The sequence below is a fragment of the Pseudomonas sp. Pseusp15 genome (assembly GCF_059492165.1).
Map to the genome: position 1 here is coordinate 3,885,208 of NZ_CP168523.1, position 26,919 is coordinate 3,912,126.

29 protein-coding genes and 1 pseudogene are annotated in these 26,919 nt (G+C 59.5%); 11 read left to right on the top strand and 19 right to left on the bottom strand.

Annotated features, from left to right (window positions below):
- Positions 1-22: 22 nt before the first annotated feature.
- Positions 23-460, bottom strand: a complete 438-nt coding sequence (locus ACEN8R_RS17630; protein WP_111454781.1) for a multidrug/biocide efflux PACE transporter — start codon at positions 458-460, stop codon at positions 23-25.
- An 89-nt stretch (positions 461-549) separates the two neighbouring features.
- On the opposite strand from ACEN8R_RS17630, the gene ACEN8R_RS17635 reads away from it, so the two are divergent.
- A complete protein-coding gene (locus ACEN8R_RS17635) occupies positions 550-1,404 on the top strand; it encodes a LysR family transcriptional regulator (RefSeq protein ID WP_018926428.1) in 855 nt (284 codons plus the stop codon).
- 123 nt (positions 1,405-1,527) lie between these two features.
- Here ACEN8R_RS17635 and ACEN8R_RS17640 read toward each other — a convergent pair whose 3' ends face one another.
- The 3 genes from ACEN8R_RS17640 to ACEN8R_RS17650 form a co-directional block, all read right to left on the bottom strand.
- Positions 1,528-2,763 (bottom strand): RNA polymerase sigma factor, encoded by a 1,236-nt coding sequence (locus ACEN8R_RS17640; RefSeq protein ID WP_477744600.1) that lies wholly within the window; start codon positions 2,761-2,763, stop codon positions 1,528-1,530.
- Positions 2,764-2,838: 75 nt separating this feature from the next.
- Positions 2,839-3,183, bottom strand: a complete 345-nt coding sequence (locus tag ACEN8R_RS17645) for a YciI family protein (RefSeq protein ID WP_495624224.1) — start codon at positions 3,181-3,183, stop codon at positions 2,839-2,841.
- Between the two features lie 98 nt (positions 3,184-3,281).
- Positions 3,282-3,707, bottom strand: a complete 426-nt coding sequence (locus tag ACEN8R_RS17650) for a YybH family protein (protein ID WP_018926431.1) — start codon at positions 3,705-3,707, stop codon at positions 3,282-3,284.
- 140 nt (positions 3,708-3,847) lie between these two features.
- On the opposite strand from ACEN8R_RS17650, the gene ACEN8R_RS17655 reads away from it, so the two are divergent.
- A complete protein-coding gene (locus tag ACEN8R_RS17655) occupies positions 3,848-4,333 on the top strand; it encodes a GNAT family N-acetyltransferase (RefSeq protein WP_495624225.1) in 486 nt (161 codons plus the stop codon).
- A gap of 19 nt (positions 4,334-4,352) precedes the next feature.
- Positions 4,353-4,956, top strand: a pseudogene (locus ACEN8R_RS17660) (pyridoxamine 5'-phosphate oxidase family protein).
- Positions 4,957-4,995: 39 nt separating this feature from the next.
- Here the strand turns inward: ACEN8R_RS17660 and ACEN8R_RS17665 are convergent.
- The 3 genes from ACEN8R_RS17665 to ACEN8R_RS17675 form a co-directional block, all read right to left on the bottom strand.
- Positions 4,996-5,484: a GNAT family N-acetyltransferase gene (locus tag ACEN8R_RS17665; protein WP_018926433.1), complete on the bottom strand. Its 489-nt coding sequence runs from the start codon at positions 5,482-5,484 to the stop codon at positions 4,996-4,998.
- A gap of 324 nt (positions 5,485-5,808) precedes the next feature.
- Positions 5,809-6,294, bottom strand: coding sequence for a GyrI-like domain-containing protein (locus ACEN8R_RS17670; RefSeq protein ID WP_064616409.1), 486 nt, complete (start codon positions 6,292-6,294; stop codon positions 5,809-5,811).
- A gap of 69 nt (positions 6,295-6,363) precedes the next feature.
- The gene (locus ACEN8R_RS17675) at positions 6,364-7,026 is read right to left on the bottom strand and encodes a LysE family translocator (RefSeq protein ID WP_495624226.1); all 663 of its coding nucleotides are present in this window, start codon (positions 7,024-7,026) and stop codon (positions 6,364-6,366) included.
- A 138-nt stretch (positions 7,027-7,164) separates the two neighbouring features.
- Here ACEN8R_RS17675 and alaC point away from each other — a divergent pair, with 138 nt between their 5' ends.
- Positions 7,165-8,382: an alanine transaminase gene (gene alaC, locus ACEN8R_RS17680; protein ID WP_018926437.1), complete on the top strand. Its 1,218-nt coding sequence runs from the start codon at positions 7,165-7,167 to the stop codon at positions 8,380-8,382.
- Between the two features lie 242 nt (positions 8,383-8,624).
- Here the strand turns inward: alaC and ACEN8R_RS17685 are convergent, their stop codons facing one another.
- Together ACEN8R_RS17685 and ACEN8R_RS17690 are read right to left on the bottom strand one after the other, a co-directional pair.
- Positions 8,625-9,977 carry a GntP family permease gene (locus ACEN8R_RS17685; RefSeq protein ID WP_018926438.1) on the bottom strand — a complete coding sequence of 451 codons (1,353 nt, stop codon included), beginning with the start codon at positions 9,975-9,977 and terminating at the stop codon, positions 8,625-8,627.
- An 82-nt stretch (positions 9,978-10,059) separates the two neighbouring features.
- Positions 10,060-10,593, bottom strand: a complete 534-nt coding sequence (locus tag ACEN8R_RS17690; protein ID WP_019581445.1) for a gluconokinase — start codon at positions 10,591-10,593, stop codon at positions 10,060-10,062.
- Between the two features lie 215 nt (positions 10,594-10,808).
- Here ACEN8R_RS17690 and gntR point away from each other — a divergent pair, with 215 nt between their 5' ends.
- The 3 genes from gntR to ACEN8R_RS17705 all read left to right on the top strand — a co-directional run bounded on the left by gntR (position 10,809) and on the right by ACEN8R_RS17705 (position 13,324).
- On the top strand, positions 10,809-11,840 hold the full coding sequence (gene gntR, locus ACEN8R_RS17695; protein WP_105346473.1) for an HTH-type transcriptional regulator GntR: 1,032 nt from the start codon (positions 10,809-10,811) through the stop codon (positions 11,838-11,840).
- A gap of 64 nt (positions 11,841-11,904) precedes the next feature.
- Entirely contained in the window at positions 11,905-12,537 is a 633-nt protein-coding gene (locus ACEN8R_RS17700) for a glutathione S-transferase family protein (protein WP_019651718.1), read from the top strand.
- 43 nt (positions 12,538-12,580) lie between these two features.
- On the top strand, positions 12,581-13,324 hold the full coding sequence (locus ACEN8R_RS17705; protein WP_495624227.1) for an NAD-dependent epimerase/dehydratase family protein: 744 nt from the start codon (positions 12,581-12,583) through the stop codon (positions 13,322-13,324).
- A gap of 98 nt (positions 13,325-13,422) precedes the next feature.
- On the opposite strand, the gene ACEN8R_RS17710 is transcribed toward ACEN8R_RS17705, so the two are convergent.
- Entirely contained in the window at positions 13,423-14,322 is a 900-nt protein-coding gene (locus tag ACEN8R_RS17710) for a LysR family transcriptional regulator (RefSeq protein WP_495624228.1), read from the bottom strand.
- Between the two features lie 99 nt (positions 14,323-14,421).
- Here ACEN8R_RS17710 and gstA point away from each other — a divergent pair, with 99 nt between their 5' ends.
- Positions 14,422-15,024, top strand: a complete 603-nt coding sequence (gstA, locus tag ACEN8R_RS17715) for a glutathione transferase GstA (protein WP_495624229.1) — start codon at positions 14,422-14,424, stop codon at positions 15,022-15,024.
- 57 nt (positions 15,025-15,081) lie between these two features.
- Here gstA and ACEN8R_RS17720 read toward each other — a convergent pair whose 3' ends face one another.
- From ACEN8R_RS17720 to ACEN8R_RS17735, 4 genes are all read right to left on the bottom strand, one after another.
- Positions 15,082-16,095, bottom strand: a complete 1,014-nt coding sequence (locus tag ACEN8R_RS17720) for an ABC transporter substrate-binding protein (RefSeq protein ID WP_018926445.1) — start codon at positions 16,093-16,095, stop codon at positions 15,082-15,084.
- A complete protein-coding gene (locus tag ACEN8R_RS17725) occupies positions 16,092-16,655 on the bottom strand; it encodes a sigma-70 family RNA polymerase sigma factor (RefSeq protein ID WP_192379714.1) in 564 nt (187 codons plus the stop codon). Before ACEN8R_RS17725 ends, ACEN8R_RS17720 begins: the two co-directional genes overlap by 4 nt.
- 131 nt (positions 16,656-16,786) lie before the next feature.
- Positions 16,787-17,578 (bottom strand): phosphate/phosphite/phosphonate ABC transporter substrate-binding protein, encoded by a 792-nt coding sequence (locus ACEN8R_RS17730; protein WP_018926447.1) that lies wholly within the window; start codon positions 17,576-17,578, stop codon positions 16,787-16,789.
- Between the two features lie 24 nt (positions 17,579-17,602).
- Positions 17,603-18,544, bottom strand: coding sequence for a fatty acid desaturase (locus ACEN8R_RS17735; protein WP_018926448.1), 942 nt, complete (start codon positions 18,542-18,544; stop codon positions 17,603-17,605).
- A 340-nt stretch (positions 18,545-18,884) separates the two neighbouring features.
- On the opposite strand from ACEN8R_RS17735, the gene ACEN8R_RS17740 reads away from it, so the two are divergent.
- Positions 18,885-19,304: a GNAT family N-acetyltransferase gene (locus ACEN8R_RS17740; RefSeq protein ID WP_019581452.1), complete on the top strand. Its 420-nt coding sequence runs from the start codon at positions 18,885-18,887 to the stop codon at positions 19,302-19,304.
- A 19-nt stretch (positions 19,305-19,323) separates the two neighbouring features.
- On the opposite strand, the gene def is transcribed toward ACEN8R_RS17740, so the two are convergent.
- The 3 genes from def to ACEN8R_RS17755 form a co-directional block, all read right to left on the bottom strand.
- The gene (gene def / locus ACEN8R_RS17745; protein ID WP_495624230.1) at positions 19,324-19,863 is read right to left on the bottom strand and encodes a peptide deformylase; all 540 of its coding nucleotides are present in this window, start codon (positions 19,861-19,863) and stop codon (positions 19,324-19,326) included.
- Complete coding sequence (locus ACEN8R_RS17750; protein ID WP_495624231.1) at positions 19,860-20,804, bottom strand: YihY/virulence factor BrkB family protein; 945 nt, start codon at positions 20,802-20,804, stop codon at positions 19,860-19,862. The genes def and ACEN8R_RS17750 overlap by 4 nt, the downstream gene beginning before the upstream one ends.
- Positions 20,805-20,969: 165 nt before the next feature.
- Complete coding sequence (locus ACEN8R_RS17755) at positions 20,970-21,161, bottom strand: CsbD family protein (protein ID WP_018926453.1); 192 nt, start codon at positions 21,159-21,161, stop codon at positions 20,970-20,972.
- A 201-nt stretch (positions 21,162-21,362) separates the two neighbouring features.
- Here ACEN8R_RS17755 and ACEN8R_RS17760 point away from each other — a divergent pair, with 201 nt between their 5' ends.
- Positions 21,363-21,740: a hypothetical protein gene (locus ACEN8R_RS17760; protein WP_018926454.1), complete on the top strand. Its 378-nt coding sequence runs from the start codon at positions 21,363-21,365 to the stop codon at positions 21,738-21,740.
- A 217-nt stretch (positions 21,741-21,957) separates the two neighbouring features.
- Here ACEN8R_RS17760 and fadD1 read toward each other — a convergent pair whose 3' ends face one another.
- Positions 21,958-23,658, bottom strand: a complete 1,701-nt coding sequence (fadD1, locus tag ACEN8R_RS17765) for a long-chain-fatty-acid--CoA ligase FadD1 (RefSeq protein ID WP_018926455.1) — start codon at positions 23,656-23,658, stop codon at positions 21,958-21,960.
- Positions 23,659-24,036: 378 nt separating this feature from the next.
- Positions 24,037-25,725 carry a long-chain-fatty-acid--CoA ligase FadD2 gene (gene fadD2 / locus ACEN8R_RS17770; RefSeq protein ID WP_064616391.1) on the bottom strand — a complete coding sequence of 563 codons (1,689 nt, stop codon included), beginning with the start codon at positions 25,723-25,725 and terminating at the stop codon, positions 24,037-24,039.
- Between the two features lie 233 nt (positions 25,726-25,958).
- On the opposite strand from fadD2, the gene ACEN8R_RS17775 reads away from it, so the two are divergent.
- Positions 25,959-26,903 (top strand): alpha/beta hydrolase, encoded by a 945-nt coding sequence (locus tag ACEN8R_RS17775; RefSeq protein WP_018926457.1) that lies wholly within the window; start codon positions 25,959-25,961, stop codon positions 26,901-26,903.
- Positions 26,904-26,919: the final 16 nt, after the last annotated feature.

Sequence of the window (26,919 nt, forward strand, 5' to 3'; positions counted from 1 at the left end):
CCGAAGGCTGCGATCTTTGCTTTTACCCTTCCAACGCCCTGCGCACCATCAACCGCTCCCGCACCACGTCGTAACCCCAGTGATACACGTAGGTGTACGGCAGGAAAAACAGCAGCACGCCGATGTCAAGCAGGAACGCCTGCCACAGGCTGATCTTCAGCCACCAGGCAATCAACGGCACCCCAAACGCCACCAGCCCGCCTTCGAACAACAGCGCATGCACCACGCGGACCCAAGCGTTACGCACAATGGCGAAGCGCTTGAGCATGCGGTCGAACAGGCCGTTGAAGACCACGTTCCAGGCCAGGGCAAGGGCTGCAATCGCCATGGTTGCCACGCCCATTTCCAACATGGGTTTGTCCATGATCCAGGCCAGCAGCGGAGTACAGATCAATATCGCCAGCAGCTCGAAACCGATGGCCTGGAAGATGCGTTCAGTGATGGATTTGTTGGCGTTCATGGCCAGACTCCCTGAGTGACTGTGGTTGCCATGATCCGTCATCGAACCGATACTTCATAACCAATAACCATCGATCAAGGCGATAGTTCATGGCTTCCCACGAAGTGTTGCTGGCGTTTGTTGAGGCCGCGACCCAAGGCTCGTTTTCCGCCGCGGCGCGCAAGCTCGGGCGCAGTCAGTCGACCATCAGCGCCGCCGTGGCGAGCCTGGAAATCGACCTGAACCTTGTCCTCTTCGACCGCAGCAGCCGCAAGCCGAGCCTGACCCCGGCCGGGCACGTCATGCTGCAACGGGCCGAGGAGATTCTGGCCGCCACCAGCCGTCTGGAAATGACCGCCAGCCAACTGTCCCAAGGCATCGAGCCAAAGTTGACCGTGGCGATTTCCGACACTTACCAGTCCGACCGTTTCGAAGCGGCGCTCAGTGCTTTCGAGCAGCGTTACCCGGACCTGGAACTTGAATGCCTGATCGCCGAATGCGATGACCTGGTAGCACTGGTACAACGCGGCCGCGCGCACGTCGCCTTCGCCGAAATGCAGGACAGCTACCCGCCGGATCTGGTCAGTTCGACGGTGGACGAGCGCACGGAAATCGCCCTGTTCGTGTCCCACGCGCACCCATTGGCGACGCTGAACGACATCGATCAGGACGTGCTGCAACAGCACCGCGAACTGCGTCTGGCGACGATCGTCAATCCGTATGAAAGCCGCGCGAAGGGGCGGGTCTGGTCGGCGCCAAGTTACCTGATGCTGCTGGAAATGGCCCAGGGCGGGTTCGGCTGGGCACCGTTGCCGCGATGGCTGGTGGGACGGTTCGGGGCTGGTTCGTTGGTGGAATTGAAAGTGCGCGGCTGGCCGAAACCGGTGTATGTCGATGCGCTGTGGTCGCGTTTGCACCCGCCGGGGCCAGCGGGGAGTTGGTTATTGGGCAAGATGCTGGAATGAAGGTCCTGCGGACCTTATCGCGGGCAAGCCACGCTCCCACAGGATTGAGGCGATCACACCTTTGCGATTCGATACAATCCTGTGGGAGCGTGGCTTGCCCGCGATGGGGCCATTGAAATCACATCACTCCAACGCCCGGAGCCGTCCCTCGATAAACCGCCGCTCCGGCACCTGCTGTGTCAATTCCAGCGCCCGTTGATACGCCGCTCGCGCCTCTTCCACCCTTCCCAACTGCCGGCAAAACTCTGCCCGTGCCGAATGCGCCAGGTGGTAATCCAGCAACTCGCCCCGGGCCAGAATCCCTTCGATCAACGTCAGCCCTGCCTGTGGGCCATCGCGCCTGGACAGCGCCGCCGCGCGGTTCAGTTCGATCACCGGCGACGGCACCGCCCGCAGCAGCACGTCGTACAGACCGACAATCTGTGCCCAGTCCGTCTCTGCCGCCGAGGGCGCTTCGGCATGCACCGCGGCAATCGCCGCTTGCAGGCAATAAGGCCCGAAGCGCCTTGTCGTCAACGCCCGCTCAATCAAGGCGCAGCCTTCGGCAATCAGCTCGGCGTTCCACAACGAGCGATCCTGTTCATCCAGCACAATCAGCTCACCGCTCGCGGAGGTCCTGGCCGGGCGCCGGGACTCATGCAACAGCATCAGCGCCAACAGCCCCATCACCTCCGGTTCAGGCAACAGCTCCATCAACAACCGACCGAGACGAATCGCTTCGCGCGTCAGGTCTTCACGGATCAGTTCGTTGCCGATGGACGCCGAATACCCTTCGTTGAACACCAGGTAAATCACCCGCAACACGCTGTCGAGTCGCTCGGGCAGTTCCGTCAGGGTGGGCACTTGGTATGGGATTTTCGCGTCACGGATCTTGGCCTTGGCGCGCACGATGCGCTGAGCGATGGTGGCCGGTGCCGAGAGGAAAGCCCGGGCGATTTCTTCCGTGGTCAGGTCGCAGACTTCACGCAGGGTCAGCGGCACTTGAGCGTCCGCCGCCAGTGCCGGGTGACAACAGGTGAAGATCAGGCGCAGGCGATCGTCTTCCACGTCTTCGTCACTCCAGTCGGCCTGCTCCAGCGCCTCCAGTTGAGCGATCAACACCGGCCGGGATGCGTTAAAACGTGCGCGCCGGCGCAACACATCAATGGCCTTGAAACGGCCAGTAGACACCAGCCAGGTGCGCGGATTGTCCGGCACGCCGTCGCGCTGCCAGCGCTCGACCGCGACGAAGAACGCCTCGTGCAGCGCCTCTTCGGCGAGATCGAAATCGCCGAGCAAGCGGATCAGGGTCGCCAGGATTCGCCGCGACTCATCGCGGTAAACCTGCTCGACTTGCGCCCGTACCGATTCGCCCGGCATCAGTCCGGCATGCCTGGGGCCATTTTTCGCTGGACGTATTGCGCACTCATAAAAGAACTCCGTTGTGAGGATTACTCAGGGATTTAACTGGCGAACGGGCCGCACCTCGACGCAGCCGACCCGGGCCGCCGGAATGTTACCGGCGACCTGGAGGGCTTCATTGAGGTCCTTGGCATCGATCAGGTAGAAGCCGGCCAACTGCTCCTTGGTTTCAGCGAACGGGCCGTCGGTGATCGACATTTTGCCGTTGCGCATGCGCACGGTGGTCGCGGTCTGCACCGACTCCAGCGCTTCGGCGGCGATCATCCGGCCGCTGCCCTGGATCGACTCGGCATAGGCCATGCACTCGGCGTCGTTGGGGCTTTCGGGCATCGAGTGCAATTCGTGCTCGTTGCTGTAAACCAGGCATAAATACTTCATGGGACTCTCCATTTCAGGCGGCTTTGCCGTGACCGAACTGATCAACTATGGCTGTCGATTGGCGCTTTGGCGCTGCTTTCCGATAAACAGTCCGACCATCAGGGTTCCAGGTTGAACAGCGCCGCGCCGCTGGTCATGTCGAACGGGGCCGACCAGTGTTCGTGGACGATCTGCCAGAGCCCCGCTTCCTGCCGATAGCACGCGGTAACGCGCATCCAGCACGCCTGGGTTTCACCCTTTTCATTGGTGCCGCCGCAATGCGCCAGCCAGTGAGCGAAAGCGATCTCCTGCGACGGCACGACGTTGATTTCATGGAACTCGAAAATATGCGGGCCGGGGCACATCTCCATGCATTCCTGCCAATGCGCACGGTAGGCCGCCTTGCCCTTGAATTGCAGGGCTTTGACGGCATCGAAGGAGACGATGTCGTCGGCGTACAGGGCCATGACCTTTTCCACATCCTTGGCGATGACCGCCTGACGGTAGTTCTCGATCAAGTTATGGATTTGTGTCTGAGCGTTCATGAGGGTTCTCCACGTTTTTTTGTTGAAGACACCTTTAGTCGTCTGGCGAAAAGCCAAATCGACAACCGAAATAAAAATAATCCATGGAGGCAAACTCGCTAGAATCCGAGGCTCATTTGTGTTGGAAAAAGGACACTCCAGTGACAGCCCGACTCGTGCCTTACGAAAGCCTGAACGCCTTGCAGCGCCGACAGGTCGAGGCCATCGAAATCCACGCCGAACAAATCAGATTCTCCGGCGACATCCACGGTGCATTGCACACCTTGCTGTCCAAACCGGGCCCTGGCGTCAAAGGCTTTGCCCTGCTGGCCGAAGAGGTTCCAGTGGCCTTCCTGCTGCTCAAGCGCCCGCCGGTGCTGCCGGCCTGGGCCGACGAACACAGCGCCACCCTGCACGCCCTGCAAGTCGATCACCGCGCCCAGGGCAAAGGTTACGGCAAGGCCTGTCTGCTGGCGTTGCCGGAGGTTGCGCGTCAGGCCTGGCCGGAGATCAAGGGGCTGGAGTTGTCGGTGGATGCCGACAATGAATCGGCCATCGCGCTGTATGCCAAATACGGTTTTGTCGACAGCGGCGAAGCGTACAAAGGCCGGATCGGTTACGAACGACGGATGGGACTGGTTTTCTGATTCATGGAGGGATGAACGAATGTTGAATTCAATCGAAGCGCTGGAAGCGATCTACGGCCTGCCCCATGAGCGCGGTGCGCAAGCAGATCCCGTTTTTGAACGAGGACTATCAGGCGATGGTCCGCGCCTCGCCGCTGGTGATTATCAGCTCGGTCGGCCCCGACGGCATGGACGGCTCACCGCGCGGCGATACGCCGGGTTTTGTGCGGATCATCGATGAGCGCACGCTGGCGATCCCGGATCGCCCCGGCAACAACCGCATCGACACGCTGCGCAATGTCGTGCTCGACTCGCGAGTATCGCTGCTGTTCATCATTCCGGGGATCGGCGAGACGTTGCGGGTCAACGGCACGGCGCAGATCAGCGCCGAACCGGCATTGCTGGAGAGTTTTGCTGTCAATGGCAAACCGGCGCGCACGGTAATGCTGGTGACGGTGGAAGCGGCGTATTTCCATTGTTCGAAAGCGATTGTTCGTTCGGATTTGTGGAACCCCGAGCGCTACCTCGACCGCTCTGCCCTGCCGACCGCCGGCGCGTTTCACAAACGGCTGAACGATGGGCAGTTCGATGCCGAGACGTATGACCGGGAAGCACCGGCCAGGGTGCGCGATAGTCTCTATTAGAGGATTGGTCGTTACCACGCTCTGCGTTGGAACAATCAATCAGAGGGTGAGCACCATCTCATGCCACGCCATCCCGCCATGGTCGGACGCCGAAGGCTTGATATAGACAAACCCAAACCCGGCATACAGCGCAATGTGCCGCTCTTTGCACATCAGGTGGATGCTGGCCTTGTTCAGTGCGCGCATGCGCTGGATGAATTCACCCATCAAGCGTTTTGCCAGGCCTTGCCCCTGATAATCCGGATGCACCACCACCGACATGATCACCACATGCGGGCCGGCCGGGTCGTGGCCGATCAGTTCCTTGAACGCCTCGTCCGACATTTCCACCTCGAACGCCGCACCGGAATTGACGAAACCGGCTACAACGCCATCCACTTCGGCGACGATGAAGCCCTCGGGCCAAGTGGCGATGCGGGTGGCGATTTTCTCGCGGGTGGCGGCTTCGTCGCCTTCGTAGGCAACGGTTTCGATGGCGTAGCAACGGTCCAGGTCAGCGGGAATGACGTGGCGGATGACGGTGTTCATGGCAGCTCGGAATCGGCGGGGGAAAGGCTGGGATCATAAATTAATAAGGTGTTCATATCGATCACGACAAGTGCCGTAAAGCCTTCGTATAGGCACTTTCATTGCGCGTCTCCCGGGGCTATTTGTGTTGCCTGTCTCTAGTCACCATGAGGGGAACACACCATGAGCAGCGTCCAAATCGGTCTTCTTATGCTGTTGGGCATCAGCACGTTCGGCTTCGTTTCTTTGGCGATCGACCTGTTGCGGGCGCGACGGGTGAACAAGGGAAAATAGTGCCCGCAGGACATGCAGAGGCGGCCGGTTGAGCCGCCTCTGCAAATGTGATCAGGACTTGATCGGCAGCCAGATTTCCAGCACGCCGGTATTGAGCTTCGGGTTGAAGTCTTCGCTGTAGCGTTCGAACTCCGGGGCATCCGCTGCCTCGTGACCGGACTGCGGCAACCAGGTGTTCCAGATGTACTGAAAGGTCTGGGGCAAGGTATCCAGCGAGCCCTTGTGCTCGAAAACCGCGTAATACTGGGGCTGAATCTCGACCCAGCGGTATTTCTCGGGCAGGTCGTCGAGCTTGCTGATCTCGACACCGGCGATGTATTCGAAACCGCCCTTGCCATCCGGGTTGCAGCAAACGCCGTAGGTCACTTCGCCCTTTTGCCCGGGAACATTGCCGATGTGGGGAACGAATTTATCCCAGAGCTTGGGAATCTTGCCGGCCGTCTCTTGGGTAAATCGTCCGCCAAGCCCCGCTATGAGCATGAAGTGCCCGTGTTCGAAGCGTTGCTCAACCTGATCATCGCGTATTTGCTCATCCATGACTCGACTCCTGGGAACGTAAAAAGTGGGTTCGGCTGGGAGTATAGAGGCCAAACCCGATTCGCCCAGTCAGAGCCCCGGAAGCTGCCCGGCGGTGGGCGCACCGATAAACTCGTTGTAACCCGAAAGAATCACGTACACCGCGAAATAGCAGAAGATCCCGGCCGATGCCATGTAGGAATAACGCAGCAGTTTGTCTCCGAGCAGCTTGCCGCCATGGCTCGCCGCAAAGCACAGCGTGACGCACCAGAGAATTCCCGCACAGAGAAATCCACCGAGAAACAACGCCGAGCTGAGGGTGCCGCCGCCACCGGAACGGGCAATCAGGGTGCCGCCCACCGCGGCGAACCAGAGAATCGCACTGGGCGACGACATGGCGAGGAAAATCCCCCGCAAGAACTCTTTGCGATGGGAGTTGTGGCCAACGTCGGCGGTCTCGGCCAACACCGCACTGTGGTAGATCGCCGAATGAATCATCTTCGCCGCGAAGTACAGCAGCAACGCCGACCCGCCGATCCACAACACCCAACGCACGGTTTCGTATTGCAGCAATACGGTCATGCCGGCCAGTGCCAGCACTGCGTAAATCAGGTCGCCGACGCAAGTCCCCAGCCCCAGGGCAAAACCCTGGAAATAGCCGCGCTGCATCGCCAGCGTGATCATCGCGATATTGGCCACGCCGATGTCCAGGCACAGCGAAAGGCTGAGCAGGAAGCCACTGGTAAATTCCATCAACCCGTTTCCTTCGGAAAATTTGTTTACGTAGAGGCTGGACAGTTTGCCATACCTGCCCTTACATTCCGCCACAGGCCACCGCAGTGGCCAGCGTCGCTCGGACGGTTCCGGGCGCTTACGTTATTCGAGGCAACAATGGCCGAACAAGGTTCGCCGCGCCGCTTTGCGCGCATAGATCGACTCCCCCCTTACGTTTTCAACATCACTGCCGAGCTGAAGATGGCCGCCCGTCGTCGTGGCGAAGACATCATCGACTTGAGCATGGGCAACCCCGACGGCGCCACGCCGCCGCACATCGTCGAAAAACTGGTCACCGTCGCCCAGCGCGAAGACACCCACGGCTACTCCACGTCCAAAGGGATTCCGCGCCTGCGCCGGGCGATTTCCAATTGGTACAAGGATCGCTACCAGGTTGATATCGACCCGGAAAACGAAGCCATCGTCACCATCGGTTCCAAGGAAGGCCTGGCGCATTTGATGCTGGCCACCCTCGACCAGGGCGACACCGTGCTGGTGCCGAACCCGAGCTACCCGATTCACATCTACGGTGCCGTGATTGCCGGCGCCCAGGTGCGGTCGGTGCCGCTGATCCCTGGCGTGGATTTCTTCGCCGAGCTGGAACGGGCGATTCGCGGTTCGATTCCGAAACCGAAGATGATGATCCTGGGCTTTCCGTCCAACCCCACCGCCCAGTGCGTGGAGCTGGACTTCTTCGAGCGGGTGATCGCCCTCGCCAAACAGTACGACGTTCTGGTGGTGCACGACCTGGCCTACGCCGACATCGTCTACGACGGCTGGAAAGCCCCGTCGATCATGCAAGTGCCCGGCGCCAAGGACATCGCGGTGGAGTTTTTCACCCTGTCCAAGAGTTACAACATGGCTGGCTGGCGCATCGGCTTCATGGTCGGTAACCCGGAGCTGGTCAACGCTCTGGCGCGGATCAAGAGCTACCACGACTACGGCACCTTCACCCCGCTGCAGGTCGCGGCCATCGCGGCGCTGGAAGGCGATCAGCAATGCGTGCGCGACATTGCCGAACAGTATCGCCAGCGTCGCAACGTGCTGGTCAAAGGCTTGCATGAATTGGGCTGGATGGTCGAGAACCCGAAGGCGTCGATGTATGTCTGGGCCAAGATTCCCGAGGCGTATGCACACCTGGGCTCGCTGGAATTCGCCAAGAAACTGCTGGCCGAGGCCAAGGTCTGCGTCTCGCCGGGTGTCGGGTTTGGTGAGTACGGGGACGATCATGTGCGCTTCGCGCTGATCGAAAACCAGGACCGGATTCGTCAGGCCGTACGCGGAATTCGCGGGATGTTTCGGGCGGATGGGTTGGTCACCAAAACCAACGCCTGACACACAAAACCCTGTGAGAACAAACATCTGTGGCGAGGGAGCTTGCTCCCGCTGGGGCGCGAAGCGGCCCCAAAACCAATCACCATGTTTTTTTCAGATAGAACACGGTGGACGGATTTACGACTGCTACGCAGCCGAGCGGGAGCAAGCTCCCTCGCCACAAAAAGCTTGCTCGACATTGGGTTAGATCTCACCCACAAAAAAACCGCATCGCTGCGGTTTTTTTGTGTTGGCCGTTCGTGTCAGACGAACAATGACAACAGCAGGATGAAGCCCAGGCCTACCACGGACAGGATGGTTTCCATCGCGGTCCAGGTCTTGAAGGTTTCCGCCACGGTCATGTTGAAGTACTGCTTCACCAGCCAGAAACCGGCGTCGTTGACGTGGGACAGGATCAACGAACCGGCACCGGTGGCCAGCACCAGCAGCTCACGGTTCACGCCCGGAATCATCCCCACTACCGGCACCACGATGCCAGCGCCAGTGATGGTCGCCACGGTTGCCGAACCAGTCGCGATGCGAATCACCGCGGCTACCAGCCAGGCCAACAGGATCGGCGAGATCTGAGCCGCCACTGCCATGTGACCGATCACATCACCTACACCACTGGTCACCAGCATCTGCTTGAAACCGCCACCGGCACCGATGATCAGGATGATCGCGGCGGTCGGCGCAAGACTCGAGTCCAGCCATTTGAGCATCTGTTGCGAGCCGATGCCCTGCTTGTAGCCGAAGGTGTACAGCGACAGCAGCAATGCCAGCAGCAGCGCCGAGATCGGGTGACCGATCAGGTCCATGAAGGTGCGGAAGAAGTTGCCATCCGGCAGCACCACATCGGCAAAGGTCTTGAGCAGCATCAGGAACACAGGCGACAGCACGGTGACCAGGGTAATGCCGAAGCTCGGCAGATCGGCGGAATCCGACTCCCGCGCCAGTTGGTCCACCAGTTCCTGATTCGGATGACCGGGAATGTGCTTGGCAATGAACGTACCGTAGATCGGACCGGCGATGATGGCAGTCGGCAGCGCAACGATCAGGCCGTAGAGAATGGTTTTACCAATGTCGGCACCGAACACGCCGATCGCCAGCAGCGGACCCGGGTGCGGAGGAACCAGACCGTGCACGGCCGACAGACCGGCCAGCAGCGGGATACCGATCTTGATGATCGACACACCGGTACGACGGGCGACGATGAACACCAGCGGGATCAGCAGCACGAAGCCGATTTCGAAGAACAGCGGGATGCCGACCAGGAAGGCCGCGAACATCATGGCCCACTGCACCTTGTCCTTGCCGAAGGCCCGAATCAGGGTCTGGGCGATCTGGTCCGCCCCGCCGGACTCGGCCATCATTTTGCCGAGCATGGTGCCCAACGCCAGGATGATCCCGACGAAACCGAGAACGCCACCGAAACCATCCTGGAACGCCTTGATGATGGTGCCGATCGGCATGCCGGAGGTCAGCCCGAGGAACGCGGCGGCGATGATCAATGCAATGAACGGGTGAAACTTGAACTTGGTGATCAGGACAATCAAGCCGATCACCGTGACCACTGCATCGAGCAGCAGAAACGACTCGTGGGACATGCCAAACATGGGGGGGTGTCTCCTGTTTGTTGTTGTTATTAAAGCGATTAATCAGAAGCCGTCAGGACAGCGCTATCTTTTGCAGCAAAACTCAACTGGCGAGTTTCAGGCCGTGATCGAGCCACCAACGGTGGGCCTGAGCGGCCAATTCGTCGACGCTGTAACTTGAAGCATCCAGAGCCAGGGTCAGGGGCTCACCAACGGGCGATTCAAGGGTGGCGAACTGGCTGTCGATCAGGGTCGACGGCATGAAGTGGCCCGGCCGATGGGAGACACGATCGGCGGCGACTTCAGGGGTCAACTCAAGGAACACAAAGCCCAGGCCCGGCAAGGCACTGCGCAAGCGTTCGCGGTAACTGTGTTTGAGGGCCGAACAGGTCAGCACCGGGCGCTCGCCACGGGCGTCGACGCGGCGCAGTTCATCGCACAGGCTGTCGAGCCAGCCGGCACGGTCTTCGTCGTTCAGGGGGATACCCGCGCTCATCTTTTCGATATTGGCGGCAGGGTGGAAAGTGTCGCCTTCAATGGCGGTGGCGCCGCTGAGCTGGCACAGGGCCTGGCTGACGCACGTCTTGCCGCAACCGGCAACGCCCATGATGACCAGGGCGGTGATGGGATGATTCATGTAACACCTCAGCGCGCAGACAGCGCTACCTTTGCTACGTAAAACTCTAGTGCAAAAGCAGATGTTGCCGACGCCTTCTTGTCATTTTTGTGGGTTGCAGCATGTTCGTTCTCGATGCCGAAAAGCGAGGATCAGGCAAACCCCGCTCACGCATTTGCGGCTGCATCGAGACAGCGCTACCTTAGTGCCTTGAATTTTGTTTGGCAAGCCGTCCGATGAATACCCCTAAAAACGATAAAAATACACGAACCACTGGCCGTCCTACCCTCAACGAAGTCGCGCGCCTGGCCGGTGTCAGCCCGATTACAGCCTCCCGCGCCCTGCGTGGCGTCAGCACGGTGGCCACCGAACTGGTGGAAAAAGTCCAGAAGGCTGCCCTCGAGTTGAACTACGTGGTCAACCCCGCCGCCCGCGCGCTGGCCTCAGCCCAGAGCCATTCCGTCGTGGTGTTGGTACCGTCATTATCCAACCTGCTGTTCATCGACACGCTGGAAGCCATTCATCAGGTTTTGCGACCAAAGGGCTTCGAAGTGCTGATCGGTAACTTCCATTACTCGCGCGATGAAGAAGAAAACCTGCTGCGCAACTACATGGCTTATCAGCCGCGCGGCTTGCTGCTGACCGGTTTCGACCGCACCGAAAGTTCGCGGCGGATGATCGAGGCCAGCAACATTCCCTGCGTCTATATGATGGAACTGGACAGTGCGGCGGGACTCAATTGCGTCGGTTTTTCGCAACTGGCCGCCGGCGAAACGGCGGCCGAGCATTTGCTGTCGCGCGGTCGCAAACGCCTGGCTTATATCGGAGCGCAACTGGATCAGCGCACGTTGCTGCGGGGCGAAGGTTTCCGTCGTGCGCTGCAAAAGGCCGGTTTGTATGATCCTGACCTGGAAGTGCTGACCCCGCGCCCCTCCTCCGTCGGTTTGGGCGGTGAGCTGTTTCTGCAACTGCTGGCCAGTCATCCAGACCTCGATGCGATCTTCTTCGGCAACGACGACCTGGCCCAGGGCGCACTGCTCGAAGCCTTGCGCTGCGGGATCAAGATCCCCGAACAGGTGGCGATCCTCGGCTTCAACGACCTGCCCATGTCCGAACACATGGTGCCGCGCCTGAGTAGCATCAATACGCCTCGAGAGGCCATTGGCCGTCGTTCGGCCGAGTTGATGCTGACCTTGATGGCCGGCAATTCGGTGGCCAAACCGGTGCAGGACATGGGGTTTGAATTGAAGGTGCGCGAGAGTACCTGATACGCAATCGTCCATTTGCTCGTGCTAGATTCCCGGCACCTGTAACAGCAAACGGAGAAGCTCAATGGGACATGCGCTGAAGATTTTGGGTAGGGCCTCGTCAATCAACGTCAGAAAGGTCCTGTGGGCCTGCGACGAACTGGGCGTTTCCTACGAACGGGAAGACTGGGGCAGCGGTTTTGCCTCGACCCAGAGTCCGGAGTTTCTCCAGCTCAACCCTAACGCACAGGTGCCGGTGCTCATCGACGAAGCCGGCGTGCTGTGGGAGTCCAACACCATCTGCCGCTATCTGGCCGGCAAATACCAAAACACCGATCTGTTGCCCATCGAGCCGGCGGCGCGCGCTCGTGTGGAACAGTGGATGGACTGGCAAGCCACCGAACTCAATCCGTCCTGGGGCTACGCCTTTTTTGCGCTAGTGCGGCAATTGCCGAACTTCCAGGATCCGCAGCGGATCGCCGATGGCGTTCGCGGCTGGAACGCGAAAATGGGCATCCTCGAACAGCAACTCGCGTCGACCGGTGCGTATGTCGCCGGACCTCGGTTCACCCTGGCCGATATCCTCATCGGCTTGTCGGTCAACCGCTGGCGGATGACCCCGATGGAGCGCCCGGACTATCCCGCCGTCGACGCGTATTGCCAACGACTGGCATTGCGACCGGGGTTCATGGAACACGCCTGCAACGGCGTGCCATAACGCCAAACCCGCTCCCTCTGCCCTTCCATAAAAAGAGAACCCCATGAACGGACTCAACGTACTGCTGACCGGCGCCTGCGGCAGAATCGGCAAAAACTTTTTTGAAGCTTCGCAGGACCGCTACACCTTCGTGCTGACGGATCGCATCGAGCCCGACTTCAATGTCGAAGCACCGCATCGCTTTGTACGCCTGGACCTGTCCGACCTCACCGCCATAAGCGAAGTGCTGAAAGGCATCGACGTCATTGTGCATCTGGCCGGCATCCCTCACGCCACCGCCTCTTTCGATGAGTTACTGCCCAACAATATTCTGGCCACCACTTACCTGTTCGAAGCCGCCGTGGCTGCGGGTTGTAAACGATTGGTGTTCGCCAGCAGCGCGCAGACCATCGAGGGCTATCCGGTGGACCGGCAGATCACACCGGGCATGCAGGTGATGCCGGCCAATCTGTATGGCGTCAGCAAGTGTTATGGCGAAGCCTTGTGTGCGTTCTACGCTGCCAAACACAACCTCTCGAGCATTGCCATACGCATCGGCGCTTTCGAGTTTGCGGACCGTCACGAATTGACCAACGCTCGCGACCTGAGTGCATGGCTCAGCCCTCGTGATGCAGTGCAGTTGCTGCAACTCTCTGTGGAGGTCGAAGGTGTGCAACACCTGATCGCCCACGGTATTTCCAATAACCGTTTCAAACGCCTGGACCTCAGTGAAACTACCCGGGTGTTGGGTTATAGGCCGGTGGACGATGCATTTCAGGAGTTCGACATTCCCATTGGGTTTCCTTGACGGTGCGTCTCCAGAATCCGGGCAACGTGGTTCTTGCGCTGTAGCCTGAGGTCGGTCGACCTCTGCCGCTCGGCGGCAAGGGTTGATCGCCCTCCTTTTCAGTTCCCGGACGAATCAGCCGATAACTGATGTTCTGCGAGCATCCTCAGCAGCGCCCGCACCGCCGCCGAAGGTTCTTTGTCGGGCGCGACCACCAAGGCAAACTCCCGGTCGATGCGCGGCGTCACCGGCACTATCCGCAAGCCTTGGCGATGAGTCGGCAGGGTCATTTCCGGCACCACGGTCACGCCGATGTTTTCCCGCACCAGGGTGAACGCACTGCTCCACTCACGCACCTCGGCCCGCACATCCAGCAGTTGCAACCCGGCATCAGCCGCCAGGCTGCGGGCATTGGTCGAGCACCCGCCCGTGGCCAGCACAAAGGGTTGCTGCGCCAGTTCCGCCAGTGAGACGCCCTCTTCATTCGAGCGACGCGCCAAGGGATGGCCACCGGGCAAAACCGCCACCCAGGCATCACGCCCCAAACGTCCGGCATTGCGCGCGGGTGCCGGGTTCAACGCCACACCGACATCCACCAGCCCGGCACTGAGCAACGTTTCCACTTCATCGTCGCTGACCTCCAGCGCCACCACTTGAATGCCGGGATACAGCCGATTGAACTGGCGTAACAGTGACGGCAGGAACGTCGTCAGCACCAAAGGAAAACTGGCCAGACGAATCGTCCCGCGCTGGATGCCTTTAGCGGCGTCGACGGTGCTGCGAATGTTTTCCAGGGCACCAAGCATGGTTCGCGCCTGTTCGATCACCGGCAAGCCAATGGCGGTCGGCAAGGTCTGGCGATTTTCCCGGATGAACAGCTGAACGCCCAGGGTTTCTTCAATCAAGGCCAGTGCCTGGCTGGCACCGGACTGAGTCATGCCGACCCGCTCAGCGGCGCGGGTAATGTTGCCGGTATCGGCCACCGCCACCACCATTCGCCAATGCATCAAGTTCATCATGGCAGTAGCTTTCCTTATGGCAGTTTTCTGAAAGATTAATTTTACCGAGGGTGCCGCGCACTATGACACTGGCGCAAATCCGCAACCAGAGCCCCGCCCATGAAGTTGTATTACGCCCCGCAAGCCTGCTCATTGGCGCCGCACATTGTGCTGCGCGAACTGGAGCTGCCGTTCGAGTTGGTCCGCGTCGACAACAGCAGCAAGAAAACCGTCACCGGTGATGACTTCCTCGCCATTAACCCCAAAGGCTACGTCGCGGCATTGCAGCTGGATAACAGCGATGTGCTGACCGAAGGCCCGGCGATCCTGCAGTACCTGGCGGATCTGCACCCGGAGGCCAACCTGGCACCGGCGAGCGGAACGTTCGAGCGGGTGCGATTACAGGAATGGCTGAACTTCGTTTCGACCGAGATTCATGGCGGGCTGGGTTGGCTGTTCAATCCGCAGTTTGCGGACGAGGTGAAGGCGCTCATCAAAGAGAAACTGTTCAAGCGCTTTGCCGTGTTGAGCCGGACGCTGGAGCGGCAGGATTACTTGATGCCCGGCGGGTTCAGCATTGCCGATGCGTATCTGTTTACGGTGTTGCGTTGGGCTCAGCTGTTTGCGATTGATCTGGATGATTGGCCGGCGTTGGCCCGGTTTCAGGCGCGGGTTGATCAGCGGCCAAGCGTGAGAGCGGCGTTGGCGGCGGAGTTGGTGTAAGGCTTTAGATCGCTTCGCGGGCAAGCCCGCGATAGCTATCTATCAAATACCGCTGAACTACAAACTCGCACTCACTTTGCTCGCCACCTCACCCGGCACCCAGCCCTTCCACACCTGCGGCTGATCGCGCAAAAACGCTTCGGCGACCTGACGCGGTGGCTGGCGTTTTTCGCTCATCTGCCCCAGGGTCTGGTTCAGCAGATCGATCGGCAAATCGACCTTTTCGAAGAACGCCACCAGGTCCGGGTACTGCGCCTTGAACGGTGCCGACACGCCGATGGCCAGGCTGGCCGGCATCGAACGCGTGCCCTTGGGGTTCGGATTGTTGGCATCGGCCAGGGTTTTCCAGGCTTGCGCGTCGAACGGTGGCTCTTCGAGTTTCACCAATTTGAAGCGGCCCAACAGTGGCGTCGGCGACCAGTAGTAGAACAGCACCGGTTTGCCCCGGCGGATCGATGAAGCGACCTCGGCATCCAGCGCCGCGCCGGAACCGGTGCGGAAGTTCACGTAGCTGGCGGTCAAGTCATAGGCCTTGAGTTTCTGGCTGTTGACGATCTCCGACGTCCAGCCGGTCGGGCTGTTGAGAAAGCGTCCGCGGCTTGGGTCTTCGGGGTCGCGGAATACGTCCTTGTAGCGAGTCAGGTCGGCGACGGATTTCAGCTCCGGCGCCAAGGGTTTAATGCCGCGTTCCGGGTCGCCCTTGATCACGTATTCCGGCACCCACCAGCCTTCGGTGGCGCCTTTGACGGTATCGCCCAAACCAAACACTTTGCCCTCCGATGCCGCCTTGACCCAGGCCGGACTGCGCCCGGCCCACTCTTCGCCGATCACCTGGATGTCGTTCTTGGCCAACGCGGCTTCGAGGCTGACGGTGCTGCCGGGCAAGGTGTCGGTTGGGTAGCCATAACCTTTCTCGACGATCAGCCGCAGGATCTCGGTGATCAGGCTGCCGCTTTCCCAGGTGATGTCGCCGAAATGGATGGGTGTGGCTTTTTCTGCGGCGGGAACATGGCCAGCCACAAGGCTCAGGGCCAGCAGCGAACTGCCGAGCAGGGTTTTGATCGATCTCATGCGGACCTCCGGGTCTGGGGTGTTCGGTTCAAGGACGTTCGGTTCAGGGGTTCGTTGGCGCTGTGCAGCGTGCACAGAGCCTGGGAACGGGTCATGTAGACGCTGACCGAACGCTGGGAAATGCCCAGTTCGGCGGCAATTTGTGGGTAGGTCAGGCCGTCGACTCGCGACAGCAGAAACGTTGCCCTGACCTGGCCCGGCAGGCGGTCGAGGGTTCGATCCAGGTGCTTCAGGGTCTGGGAGAACTGCGCCAGGTCTTCAGGCGATGGCCCGCCAATCGGATCAGTCGGCAGTAACTGCTCGAGGTGTTGGCGTTCCAGATCCCGATGGCGCCACAGCTGATAAATCAATCGCTGGGCGATGGTAGTGAGTAAGGCGCGGGGTTCGCGAATCGGCGTCAGGCCTGGCGACTCGAGCAATTGCACGAAGGTTTCGGCGGCAATGTCTTCGACACTGGGACTGGTTCCCAGATATCGGCGCAGACGTGTGCACAGCCAGGTGTAGTGGGCGCGGAACAATCCGCCCACGTCGTTGCGATGGGAAACGTCGGCGCCGGACATAGGGGCTCCTTGGGTTAGGGGTCGCTGAATGTCCGGTGATCCGGTGGCGCGATCCTAGCAAGGAGCCTTATTCATTAAAAATACTTAAAATGAATTTTTATATTCCATAAATGAATTTACATGAACGAGCCTCATCGCAACCGCCCATACCCCAGCGCTTCGGCGTCCCGCTGATAATCGAGAATAATCTGATAGTCGCTCTCGCTGGCGGGCAACACTTCTTGCAGGCCCAACGTCTCGGCGACCTCGGGCAGTTCCTTCAATGTCTGGTTCATCACCTGTCGAAGCTGTTCAGCCTGCACATCAGTGGTGTCAGCCGCCGCGATGTACGGCAACGTCGGACTGAACGCGGTGCGCGCCAATACTCTCAAGCCAGCGACTTCTGCCTGGGCGTGCTGCGCCAGATAGGTGAAGGTCACGCTGTCGATGGCGGCCAGGTCCGCCAGGTCGTCACGCAGCCAGCGCAGGCTTTCGCGGTGGCTGCCGCTGATGGCGACACGGGCAAAAAACTGCCCGTCGCGGTGCAACGGCGCCAGTCGGTGACGCAACAGGTTCATGCCACTGTTGGAGTCTTCGCCGTTGATCACGCCGCGACTGCCGCGCAAGGCCGACAAGGTTCTTCGAGGATCATCGGCGCGAGTCAGCAACAGGCTGCAATGGTTGCCGCCGCTGCTGTCCGGCAGTTCATAACGAGGACGACCAATGACCCGGACGCGACCGCGCAAGGCTGTCATCAACGGGTAACCACAGGTTTGGGTCAGCAGCAGGTGCGGGGATAGCCAAAGGTCCATTAGCGACAGTTCTTCGGCATCAAGGCGGGTGCTGCCGAGCTGTTCGAGTATCTGCGACAGCCAACGCTCGTTGGCCTGGTGGATCGGCTCGGGAGCGACGTACATCAGTAATTCAGCGAGGTGTTGTGTCATCGAATATTTCTTCACCAGTGAAAATCAATGAAACGGATGCCGCGGACTGTCAATCGCCCTCACCCCGTGCCAACGCACCCACTGGCCATAACCCCGCACCAGAAACCCGCCACTGCGCGCCAGCCATTGCTCGCGACGCGCGCGGTACACCCGTGGCAAGTCGTACCAGGGCAGCCCCGGCAAGTCGTGGTGCACCAGGTGCAGATTGAGATTCAGGAACAACCAGCGCCACGGCCACCCCGCTTCATTGATGACGGTGCGTTGCTCCGGTTGCGCATGCGGACGGTGTTCATAGTAGGAGCGAATCATTGCAATCGACAGCGCCGGCACGCTGATCAGCGACAGGTAATACCAAACCGGAAGCACGCTGTAGCGCGCGATGAACGCCAGCATCAGCAGCGTCAGCGCACCATGGCTCAGCCACATCAACCAGGCTTGGCGCTCACCCGTTTTCAGCCGTTGCAGCTCCTCCCGCACCAGCGCCAGCAAGGCCAGTGGCGCACCGAGGGCCAAGCGCCCCAGCACGGTTTTGTTCAGCCAGTGCAGGCCCTGTTCGAACAGCGAACTGCGCTGCCACTGTTCAGCGCTCAGGTAACGGCTTTCCGGGTCGCTACCTGGGATGGTCAGGTCTTCGTCGCGGTGATGCAGCAAATGGCTGTCGCGGTACAAGGTGTAGGGATACCAGACCGCAAACGGCGCATAACCGAGGACTTTATTCAGCATTGGCCAACGGGTGGGATGACCGTGCAGCAATTCGTGCTGCACCGACAACCACAACACCAGCAGTGGAATCAGCAACAACGTGCTCCACCAGAGCCCCAACCGGGCACTGCCCAGCACAATACTGAACCAGCCGACGTAAACGCCGATCAGCAACAGCCAGGTCGGCCACTCGGTGCGAGCGGTGAAACGTTGGCGCAGGGTTTCGATTTCTTCACGATGGGCAGCGTCAAAGTAATGGGGCATGGCTTTGCTCAGAACGGGAACCAATCCCCCTCTGTGCAACTGCGCCGGGATTTCTTGCAGATTGTTTGGTTATTTCGATAGACGCAAAAAACAGGAGCCCGAGGACTCGGGCTCCATGGACGCGGGATCAGTGGCCGAACACATTCACCTTCTTGGCTTTCTTGTCCGCGCGTTTTTCAATTGCGGTTTTCGCCGGTTTTTTCTTCGCGGCTTTCTTTGATTCCATACCTTTGGACATGATGCGTACTCCACTAACAGGGGATGTGAGATCAGGTATACACCTATCCCGGCGCGCGTGTTCTTTTATAATCTGTGCCCTGCCCACCGACTGTCCGAGCCCATGCCCAACACCCAGTACACCGTGCTCGACGCGCCGTTATGGCCGTTGATGAACAAGTTTTACCGCGCCCACCAATCGTCGATGAAAGCGGTGCGAGACGCTCAATTGTGGGTCGCAAGACGTGAAGAGATCATCGCGGCGCTGTGTTTGCGGCCGGTGGCCGGCGGGCATTGGCTGACCGGGCTGTTTGTCGACCCGAGCTGTCGCGAACAAGGAATCGCCGCGACGTTGATCGCCCACGCCGTCAAGCACCTTGAAGAACCGGTCTGGCTGTTCTGCCATCCGGATTTGCGTGGCTTTTATGAGCGTCGTGGTTTTACCTTCGACCCGCCCCTGCCCTACGCCCTGGCCGAACGGTTGAGCCGTTATGCGCGCAGCAAACCGATGATTGCCATGGGTTTGCAACCAGGTTCGGCATGAACAGCGATCCTTTAGCGATTCAATCGTCCGCCGCAGGATCAAGGTCCGGGAACATCACTTCGGTAAACCCGAACTTGCTGAAGTCGGTGATGCGCGAGGGGTATAACCGGCCGATCAGGTGATCGCATTCATGCTGCACCACCCGTGCATGAAATCCCGAGGCAATGCGCACGATCGGCTCGCCCTTGGGATCAAAGCCTTCATAGCGAATCTGCTGATAGCGATCCACCGCCCCACGCAGGCCCGGCACCGACAGGCAGCCTTCGAAACCCTCTTCGAGGGTCGGGCTCAAGGGCGTGATCAGCGGATTGATCAGAATCGTCTGCGGCACCGCTTCGGCGTCCGGATAGCGCTCGCTGTGCTCGAAACCGAAGATCACCAGTTGCAGGTCGACACCGATCTGCGGCGCGGCCAGGCCGACCCCGCCGACGCTTTCCATGGTCTGGAACATGTCATCGATCAGTTGCCACAATTCGGGGCTGTCTAACATTTCCGCCGACACCGGCGGAGCGATGCGCAGCAGGCGTTCATCGCCCATTTTCAGAATTTCACGGATCATTTTATGACTTCGTCAGTGGTCGGCTGGACAGAGTGATCTCGCCCCAGTCCTGAGACATGCTGTTTGGGTTCTTCGTGCACCTTTTCACCGGGTTTCTTGCCTTCGGATGACATGTGCTCGATCACCGCGTTCATTTCCGCACCGAGCAGCAGCACCGCGGCGGAAATATAGAAGTACAGCAACAACACGATGATCGCGCCGATACTGCCATACATGGCGTTGTAGTTGGCGAAGGTTTTGACGTACAGACCGAAGCCCAGCGAAGCGACGATCCAGACCACCACGGACAACACCGCACCCGGGGTGATGAAGCGAAACTCTTGTTTGACGTCGGGCATGACGTAGTAAATCAGCGCCACCGCCATCATCAACAGAATCACGATCACCGGCCAGCGCGCGATGGTCCAGACGGTCACAATGAAATCTTCAAGGCCCACTTGCGAAGCGATCCAGGCCATCACCTGCGGCCCGAGCACCATCAGCGCAGCGGCGGCCAGCAGCATGCCGGCAATGCCGATGGTGTAGAAAATCGACAGCGGAAAACGCTTCCACACCGGACGGCCTTCAACCACGTCGTACGCGGCGTTCATCGCACTCATCATCAGCCGCACACCAGCGGACGCGGTCCACAGGGCGATCACAATACCCACCGAGAGCAAACCACCCTTGGATTGCTGGAGCTGGTCGATCACCGGGTTCACCTGCTCCAGCGCCTGTGGCGGCAGCACCAGTTCCGATTGCAGGCGCAGCCAGGAGAAGAAGTCCGGCAAGTGCAGGAAGCCGATCAGGGCAATCAGGAACAGGATGAAAGGGAACAGCGAGAACAGCATCTGATAGGCGAGCGCCGAGGCATAGGTCGACATCTCGTCGGCGACGAACTCGGTGACCGTGCGCATCATCACGCGATGCAGGGGCAGACCTTTCATGGTCGGGAAAAACATTAGCGTCTCGCCGCAAAAAAGTTGAAGTCATGGCGACTCAGGGGCCGTTTTCTACAACAAAGTAGCCTACTTGGCGACTTTGAAACAATTTCCTTACTCAAGTTCAAGCTGACACAAAAACGGCCATCCGCGGATGGCCGTTTGTGTTACTCGTCAAAGGCCGGATCACGCCTTGTCGATACCTTTTTTAAGAGCATCCTTGACCTTACCGATGGCTTGCTGGGCTTCGCCTTTCTGTTCCTGCCTGACGCCTTCGGCGCGCATTTTGTCATTACCGGTGGCCTTGCCGACGCCTTGCTTGACGTTGCCGACCGCTTCGTTTGCCATGCCTTTAACTTTATCGCCAGTGCTGCTCATGGTATGTCTCCTGAGAACATTTCAACGGGGAAAGTCGTTACATAAGGGTGGACCGAAAGCCTTTGCGCGGAGTTTCATTTATTTCCCAACAGAACATTTCATCGCGCAAGGCAGGTTAGGCTTTATGTTTGCAGTCTTTGCCCCGAGAATGCGCAACGTATTCAGGCCATGGCGCTGAAGATCCAATCCCGTAGGAACGTTATGAAACTCGATAAAAAGCAGGCCATTGCCCGCAGAAACCAGGAACTTGGCGGTGCCGTGCTTGGCGTCAACAACTGCCATTTCACCGAATTGAACCGTAACCGCAACATTTTCTGGTTCGATATCCCGGTCGCGCGGCTGGCCATTGGTCAGTACGAATGGATTCACTTGCTGATGCACACCCCGGATACCGACGAACTGCTGCACCTGAAAGTGCCGACGGTGTTCCTGCGCGAGAAGCTCGAAGGCCTGGTGGTGCGCAACCAGGGTAAACGCAAGGCCGCCCTGAGCCTGGAACTGAGCGCCGACAAGGACTCGTACCTGCAGGACATGCGTCCGGCGGGCACCAACGTCAATTTCGCGCAGTTCCGCCAGTAATCCTCTCAAGCCATCAAAGAGTCCCCTGTGGCGAGGGAGCTTGCTCCCGCTGGGGTGCGTAGCGCCCCTAAATCAGGTACCTCGATTCACCTGATCAGGCCGCTGGCTGCTTTTGCGACTGCTGCGCAGCCGAGCGGGAGCAAGCTCCCTCGCCACAAAAGCGCTTTTGATACCGCTTTAAACAAAAAGCCCCGCATCTGCGGGGCTTTTTGTTTGATCAGGCGCTGACTTTCTTCACGCCCAGCTTTTTCAGCTCTTCGTCGCGCAACTCGCGGCGCAGGATCTTGCCGACGTTGGTGGTTGGCAACGCGTCGCGGAACTCCACGGCTTTGGGCACCTTGTAGCCGGTGACGTTGGCGCGCATGTGCTCCATCACCTGTTCCTTGGTCAGGGTCACGCCCGGTTTGGCAACGATGAAGATCTTGATCGCCTCCCCCGACTTCTCGTCCGGCACGCCGATGGCCGCGCATTGCAGTACGCCCGGCAGGGTCGCCAGCACATCTTCCAGTTCGTTGGGGTACACGTTGAAACCGGAGACCAGGATCATGTCTTTCTTGCGATCGACAATGCGCATGTAGCCATCGGGCTGAATCAGTGCGATATCACCGGTCTTCAACCAGCCTTCGCTGTCGAGTATTTCATCGGTGGCTTCCTGACGCTGCCAGTAGCCCTTCATGACTTGCGGACCTTTCACACACAGTTCACCGATGCCGCCCAACGGCTGCTCAACGCCGGCATCGTCGATGACTTTGCACCGGGTCGACGGCACCGGAATACCGATGGTGCCGATCTGGATGTTCTGGCTCGGGTTCACCGTAGCCACCGGGCTGGTTTCGGTCATGCCGTAACCTTCGCAGATCGGGCAGCCGGTGACCGCTTTCCAGCGTTCAGCCGCAGCCAGTTGCAAGGCCATGCCGCCGGACAAGGTGATTTTCAGGTTCGAGAAATCCAGCTTGCGGAACGCTTCGTTGTTGCACAACGCGACGAACAATGTGTTCAAGCCGACGAAACCGCTGAACTTCCACTTCGACAGTTCCTTGACCATCGCCGGCAAGTCGCGCGGGTTACTGATCAGGATGTTGTGGTTGCCGATCAGCATCATCGCCATGCAATGAAAGGTGAAGGCATAGATGTGGTACAGCGGCAGCGGCGTGATCAGGATCTCGCAACCTTCGTTGAGGTTGGAGCCCATCAGCGCCTTGCACTGCAGCATGTTGGCCACCAGGTTGCGGTGGGTCAGCATCGCGCCCTTGGCCACGCCGGTGGTGCCGCCGGTGTATTGCAGCACCGCCACGTCGCTGCTGGCCGGGTTGGCTTCAACCACTGGCTGGCCATGGCCTTTGCTCAACACGTCGTTGAATTTGATGGCCTTGGGCAAGTGATACGCCGGGACCATCTTCTTCACGTACTTGATCACGCTGTTGATCAGCAGACGCTTGAGCGGCGGCAGCAGGTCGGCCACTTCAGTGACGATCACGTGCTTGACGCCGGTTTTCGGCACGACGGTCTGTGCCAGATGCGCCATGTTGGCCAGGCAGACCAGGGCTTTGGCACCGGAGTCGTTGAATTGGTGTTCCATTTCCCGCGCGGTGTACAGCGGGTTGGTGTTGACCACGATCAGCCCGGCGCGGATGGCACCGAAGACGGCGACCGGGTACTGCAACACGTTGGGCAATTGCACGGCGATTCGATCGCCCGGCTGCAAATCGGTATGCTGTTGCAGGTAAGCGGCAAAGGCACCGGACAATTCGTACAGCTCACCGTAGGTGATTGTCTTGCCCAGGTTGCTGAATGCCGGTTTGTCAGCGAAGCGTTGGCAGGATTGCTTCAACACTGCCTGAATATTCGGGTACTCGTCTGGATTGATCTCGGCAGCAATTCCAGCTGGGTACTTATCCTTCCAAAAGTCTTCGATCATGGAAGCCCACTCCTCAGCAACGCGAATTCAACACCGCATTTGATGCGATTATTATTGGTGTTTGTCTATTGGTGAATCTGGCTTTACATAGGCCGAGAAGTCACAAAGCGCGCCGAGAGTAGCAGCTTTGCCAAGGGCCGACTAGAGCCTAAATAGGCCCCTACAGTCACTTTGGTGACTCAAGAATGGCAAGCGGTCATTTTAGAGCAAAAATCCTATATCACCCTGAAAGCCGCTGAATTCGCGGCTTTCATCGTCTGAAAAGCATCGCGGGCAAGTCTCGCCCCTACTGTCCGCGTCATTCATAAGATGAACGCCACTGAACCTGTGGGAGCGAGGCTTGCCCGCAATCCGCGCTAAGCGCGGGCCATTCAACGATCAGGCGATATCCCGCAACTCCCGCCGCAAAATCTTGCCCACCGGCGTCATCGGCAAAGACTCACGCAACACGATGTGCTTGGGCACTTTGTACGCCGTGAAGTTTTCCTTGCAGTAAGCCTTCAGCTCTTCAAGGCTGACCCCCGACTCACGGGCCACCACAAACAGTTTCACCGCCTCCCCCGAACGCTCGTCCGGCACGCCGATCACCGCACAGTTGGCGACTTTCGGGTGGGCCATCACCACGTCTTCGATCTCGTTCGGGTACACGTTGAAGCCCGAGACGATGATCATGTCTTTCTTACGATCGACAATACGCACGAAACCATCCGGGTCGATCACCCCGATGTCGCCCGACTTGAACCAGCCGTCGGCATCCAGCACTTCGGCGGTGGCTTCGGGTTTCTGCCAGTAGCCCTTCATGATCTGCGGGCCCTTGATGCACAGTTCGCCACGTTCGCCCAGCGGCTGCTCGACGCCTTCATCGTTGATCACTTTCAGGGTGGTGCCCGGCACCGGCAGGCCGACCGTGCCGATGCGCGATTTGTCACCGTAAGGGTTGGTACAGGCCACTGGCGAGGTTTCGGTCAGGCCGTAACCTTCGGTGATCCGGCAACCGGTGAGTTGCTCCCAGCGCTCGGCGGTGGCCTTGACCAGCGCCGTGCCGCCGGAGTTGGTGAGTTTGAGGCTGGAGCAATCCAGGGTCTTGAAGTCGGGATGGTCCATTAGCGCGACGAACAGCGTGTTGAGCCCCAGCAGCGCCGAGAACCGCCAGTTCTTCAGTTCCTTGATGAAGCCCTTGATGTCCCGTGGATTGGTGATCAGCACGTTGTGGTTGCCGGTCACCATCATGCACATGCAGTTCGCCGTGAAGGCATAGATGTGGTACAGCGGCAGCGGCGCGATCATCACTTCCTGGCCTTCGCGCAGCAGCGGCTGACCGTCGGCACCCAGTTGACTGAGGCATGCCCGCGCCTGCTGCATGTTCGCCACCAGGTTGCCGTGGGTCAGCATCGCACCCTTGGCCAGCCCGGTGGTGCCGCCGGTGTATTGCAACACGGCGATGTCGTCGAGACCGACGTTCAGCGGTTTGATGCCCAGGCCCCGGCCCAGACGTAGCGCGCTCTTGAAGGAGATGGCCCGGGGCAGTGAATAGTCCGGGACCATTTTCTTGACCTTGGCGACCACGGTATTGATCAGCCAGCCCTTGGCGGTGGGCATCAGGTCGCCCATCTTCGCTTCGATCAGGTATTGGATGTCAGTGTCGGGCAACACTTCCTGGACCTTCTGTCCAAACACGTTCAGGTACACCAGCGCCCGGGCACCGGAGTCCTTGAACTGATGACGCATCTCCCGCGCGGTGTACAGCGGGTTGGTATTGACCACGATCAGCCCGGCACGCAGGGCGCCAAACACGGCAATCGGGTAATGCAGGACGTTGGGCATCTGCACCGCGATGCGATCCCCCGGCACCAGATCGGTGTGGGCTTGCAGGTAACCGGCGAACGCAGCGCTGTAACGTTCCAGTTCAGCGTAGGTCAGGGTCACGCCCATGTTGCTGAATGCCGGGCGGTCAGCAAATTTCTTGCAGGAACGCTCGAACACCTCGATCACCGACTTATAGGCCCCAAGGTCGATATCCAGGGGCACGCCGGCCGGGCGTTTGTCATTCCAGAAATCAGGTTGCATTGTTCTTGTCCTCATTACCTGAATCTATCCGGGGCCGCTTTTTCTATCACTTCTGAAAAGCGGTGCTTCCCGGACACTAGCAGCTATGGTGAATCAGGCAAATATGCGCACAGTCCTCATTGATCCCGTGAATCTTGCTGCCCCGGCGCTGCCTGATCAGACGGCGCGCGCGGGATGCGCTATACAATGCAACGACGCCCATGCCGCATGCAGTCCCATGCAAAGGAATCGCCATGATCCATGACACTTTCTGGCTGACCGCGAGCGACCGCAGCCGCCTCTTCGTCAACCAGTGGCTGCCGACTGCACCGCTCAAAGCCGTGATCCTGCTGGCCCATGGCATGGCGGAACACAGCGGTCGCTACGCTCGCCTGGCAGAAAAGCTCTGCGAACAGGGCTACGGTGTTTACGCACCGGACCTGCGTGGACATGGCAAAACCGCTGAAAACGGCACCCTGGGCCACTTCGCCGACAGCGATGGCTGGGGCAAAGTGGTCGGTGACCTCGCCTGCCTCAACCAACATATCGGCCAACAGCATCCCGGCGTGCCAATCGTGCTGTTGGGCCACAGCATGGGTAGCTACATCGCCCAGGCTTACTTGCTGCACCACAGCGCCAGCCTGCACGGGGCGATTCTCAGCGGCTCGAACTTCCAGCCCGTGGCGCTCTATCGCGCAGCGCGGCAAATTGCTCGTCTCGAACGCCTGCGCCAGGGCCCCAAGGGTCGCAGTGCATTGATCGAATGGCTGTCGTTCGGCTCGTTCAACAAGAAGTTCAAGCCAGCTCGCACCTCGTTTGACTGGCTGAGCCGCGACCCGGCCGAGGTCGACAAGTACGCCAACGACCCGCTCTGCGGCTTTCGCTGCACCAATCAGCTATGGATCGATTTGCTCGGCGGCTTGCAGCAAATCAGCAAAGCGTCCAATCTCGCCCAGATCGATCCGGGCCTGCCGCTGCTGGTGATTGGTGGCGAATGTGATCCGGTGAGCGAAGGCAAACGTCTGAAAGATCTGGCCCACGCCCTGCGCGACGCTGGCTGCCAGAGCCTGCACTTGAATATTTACCCGCAGGCCCGGCACGAACTGTTCAATGAGAGCAATCGCGATGAAGTGACTGCCGACGTGCTGAACTGGATCGCCCAGGCCTTGAGCAACCGCCGGCCACCCAGAGCCGAATAGTTTTTTTGTGGATTCA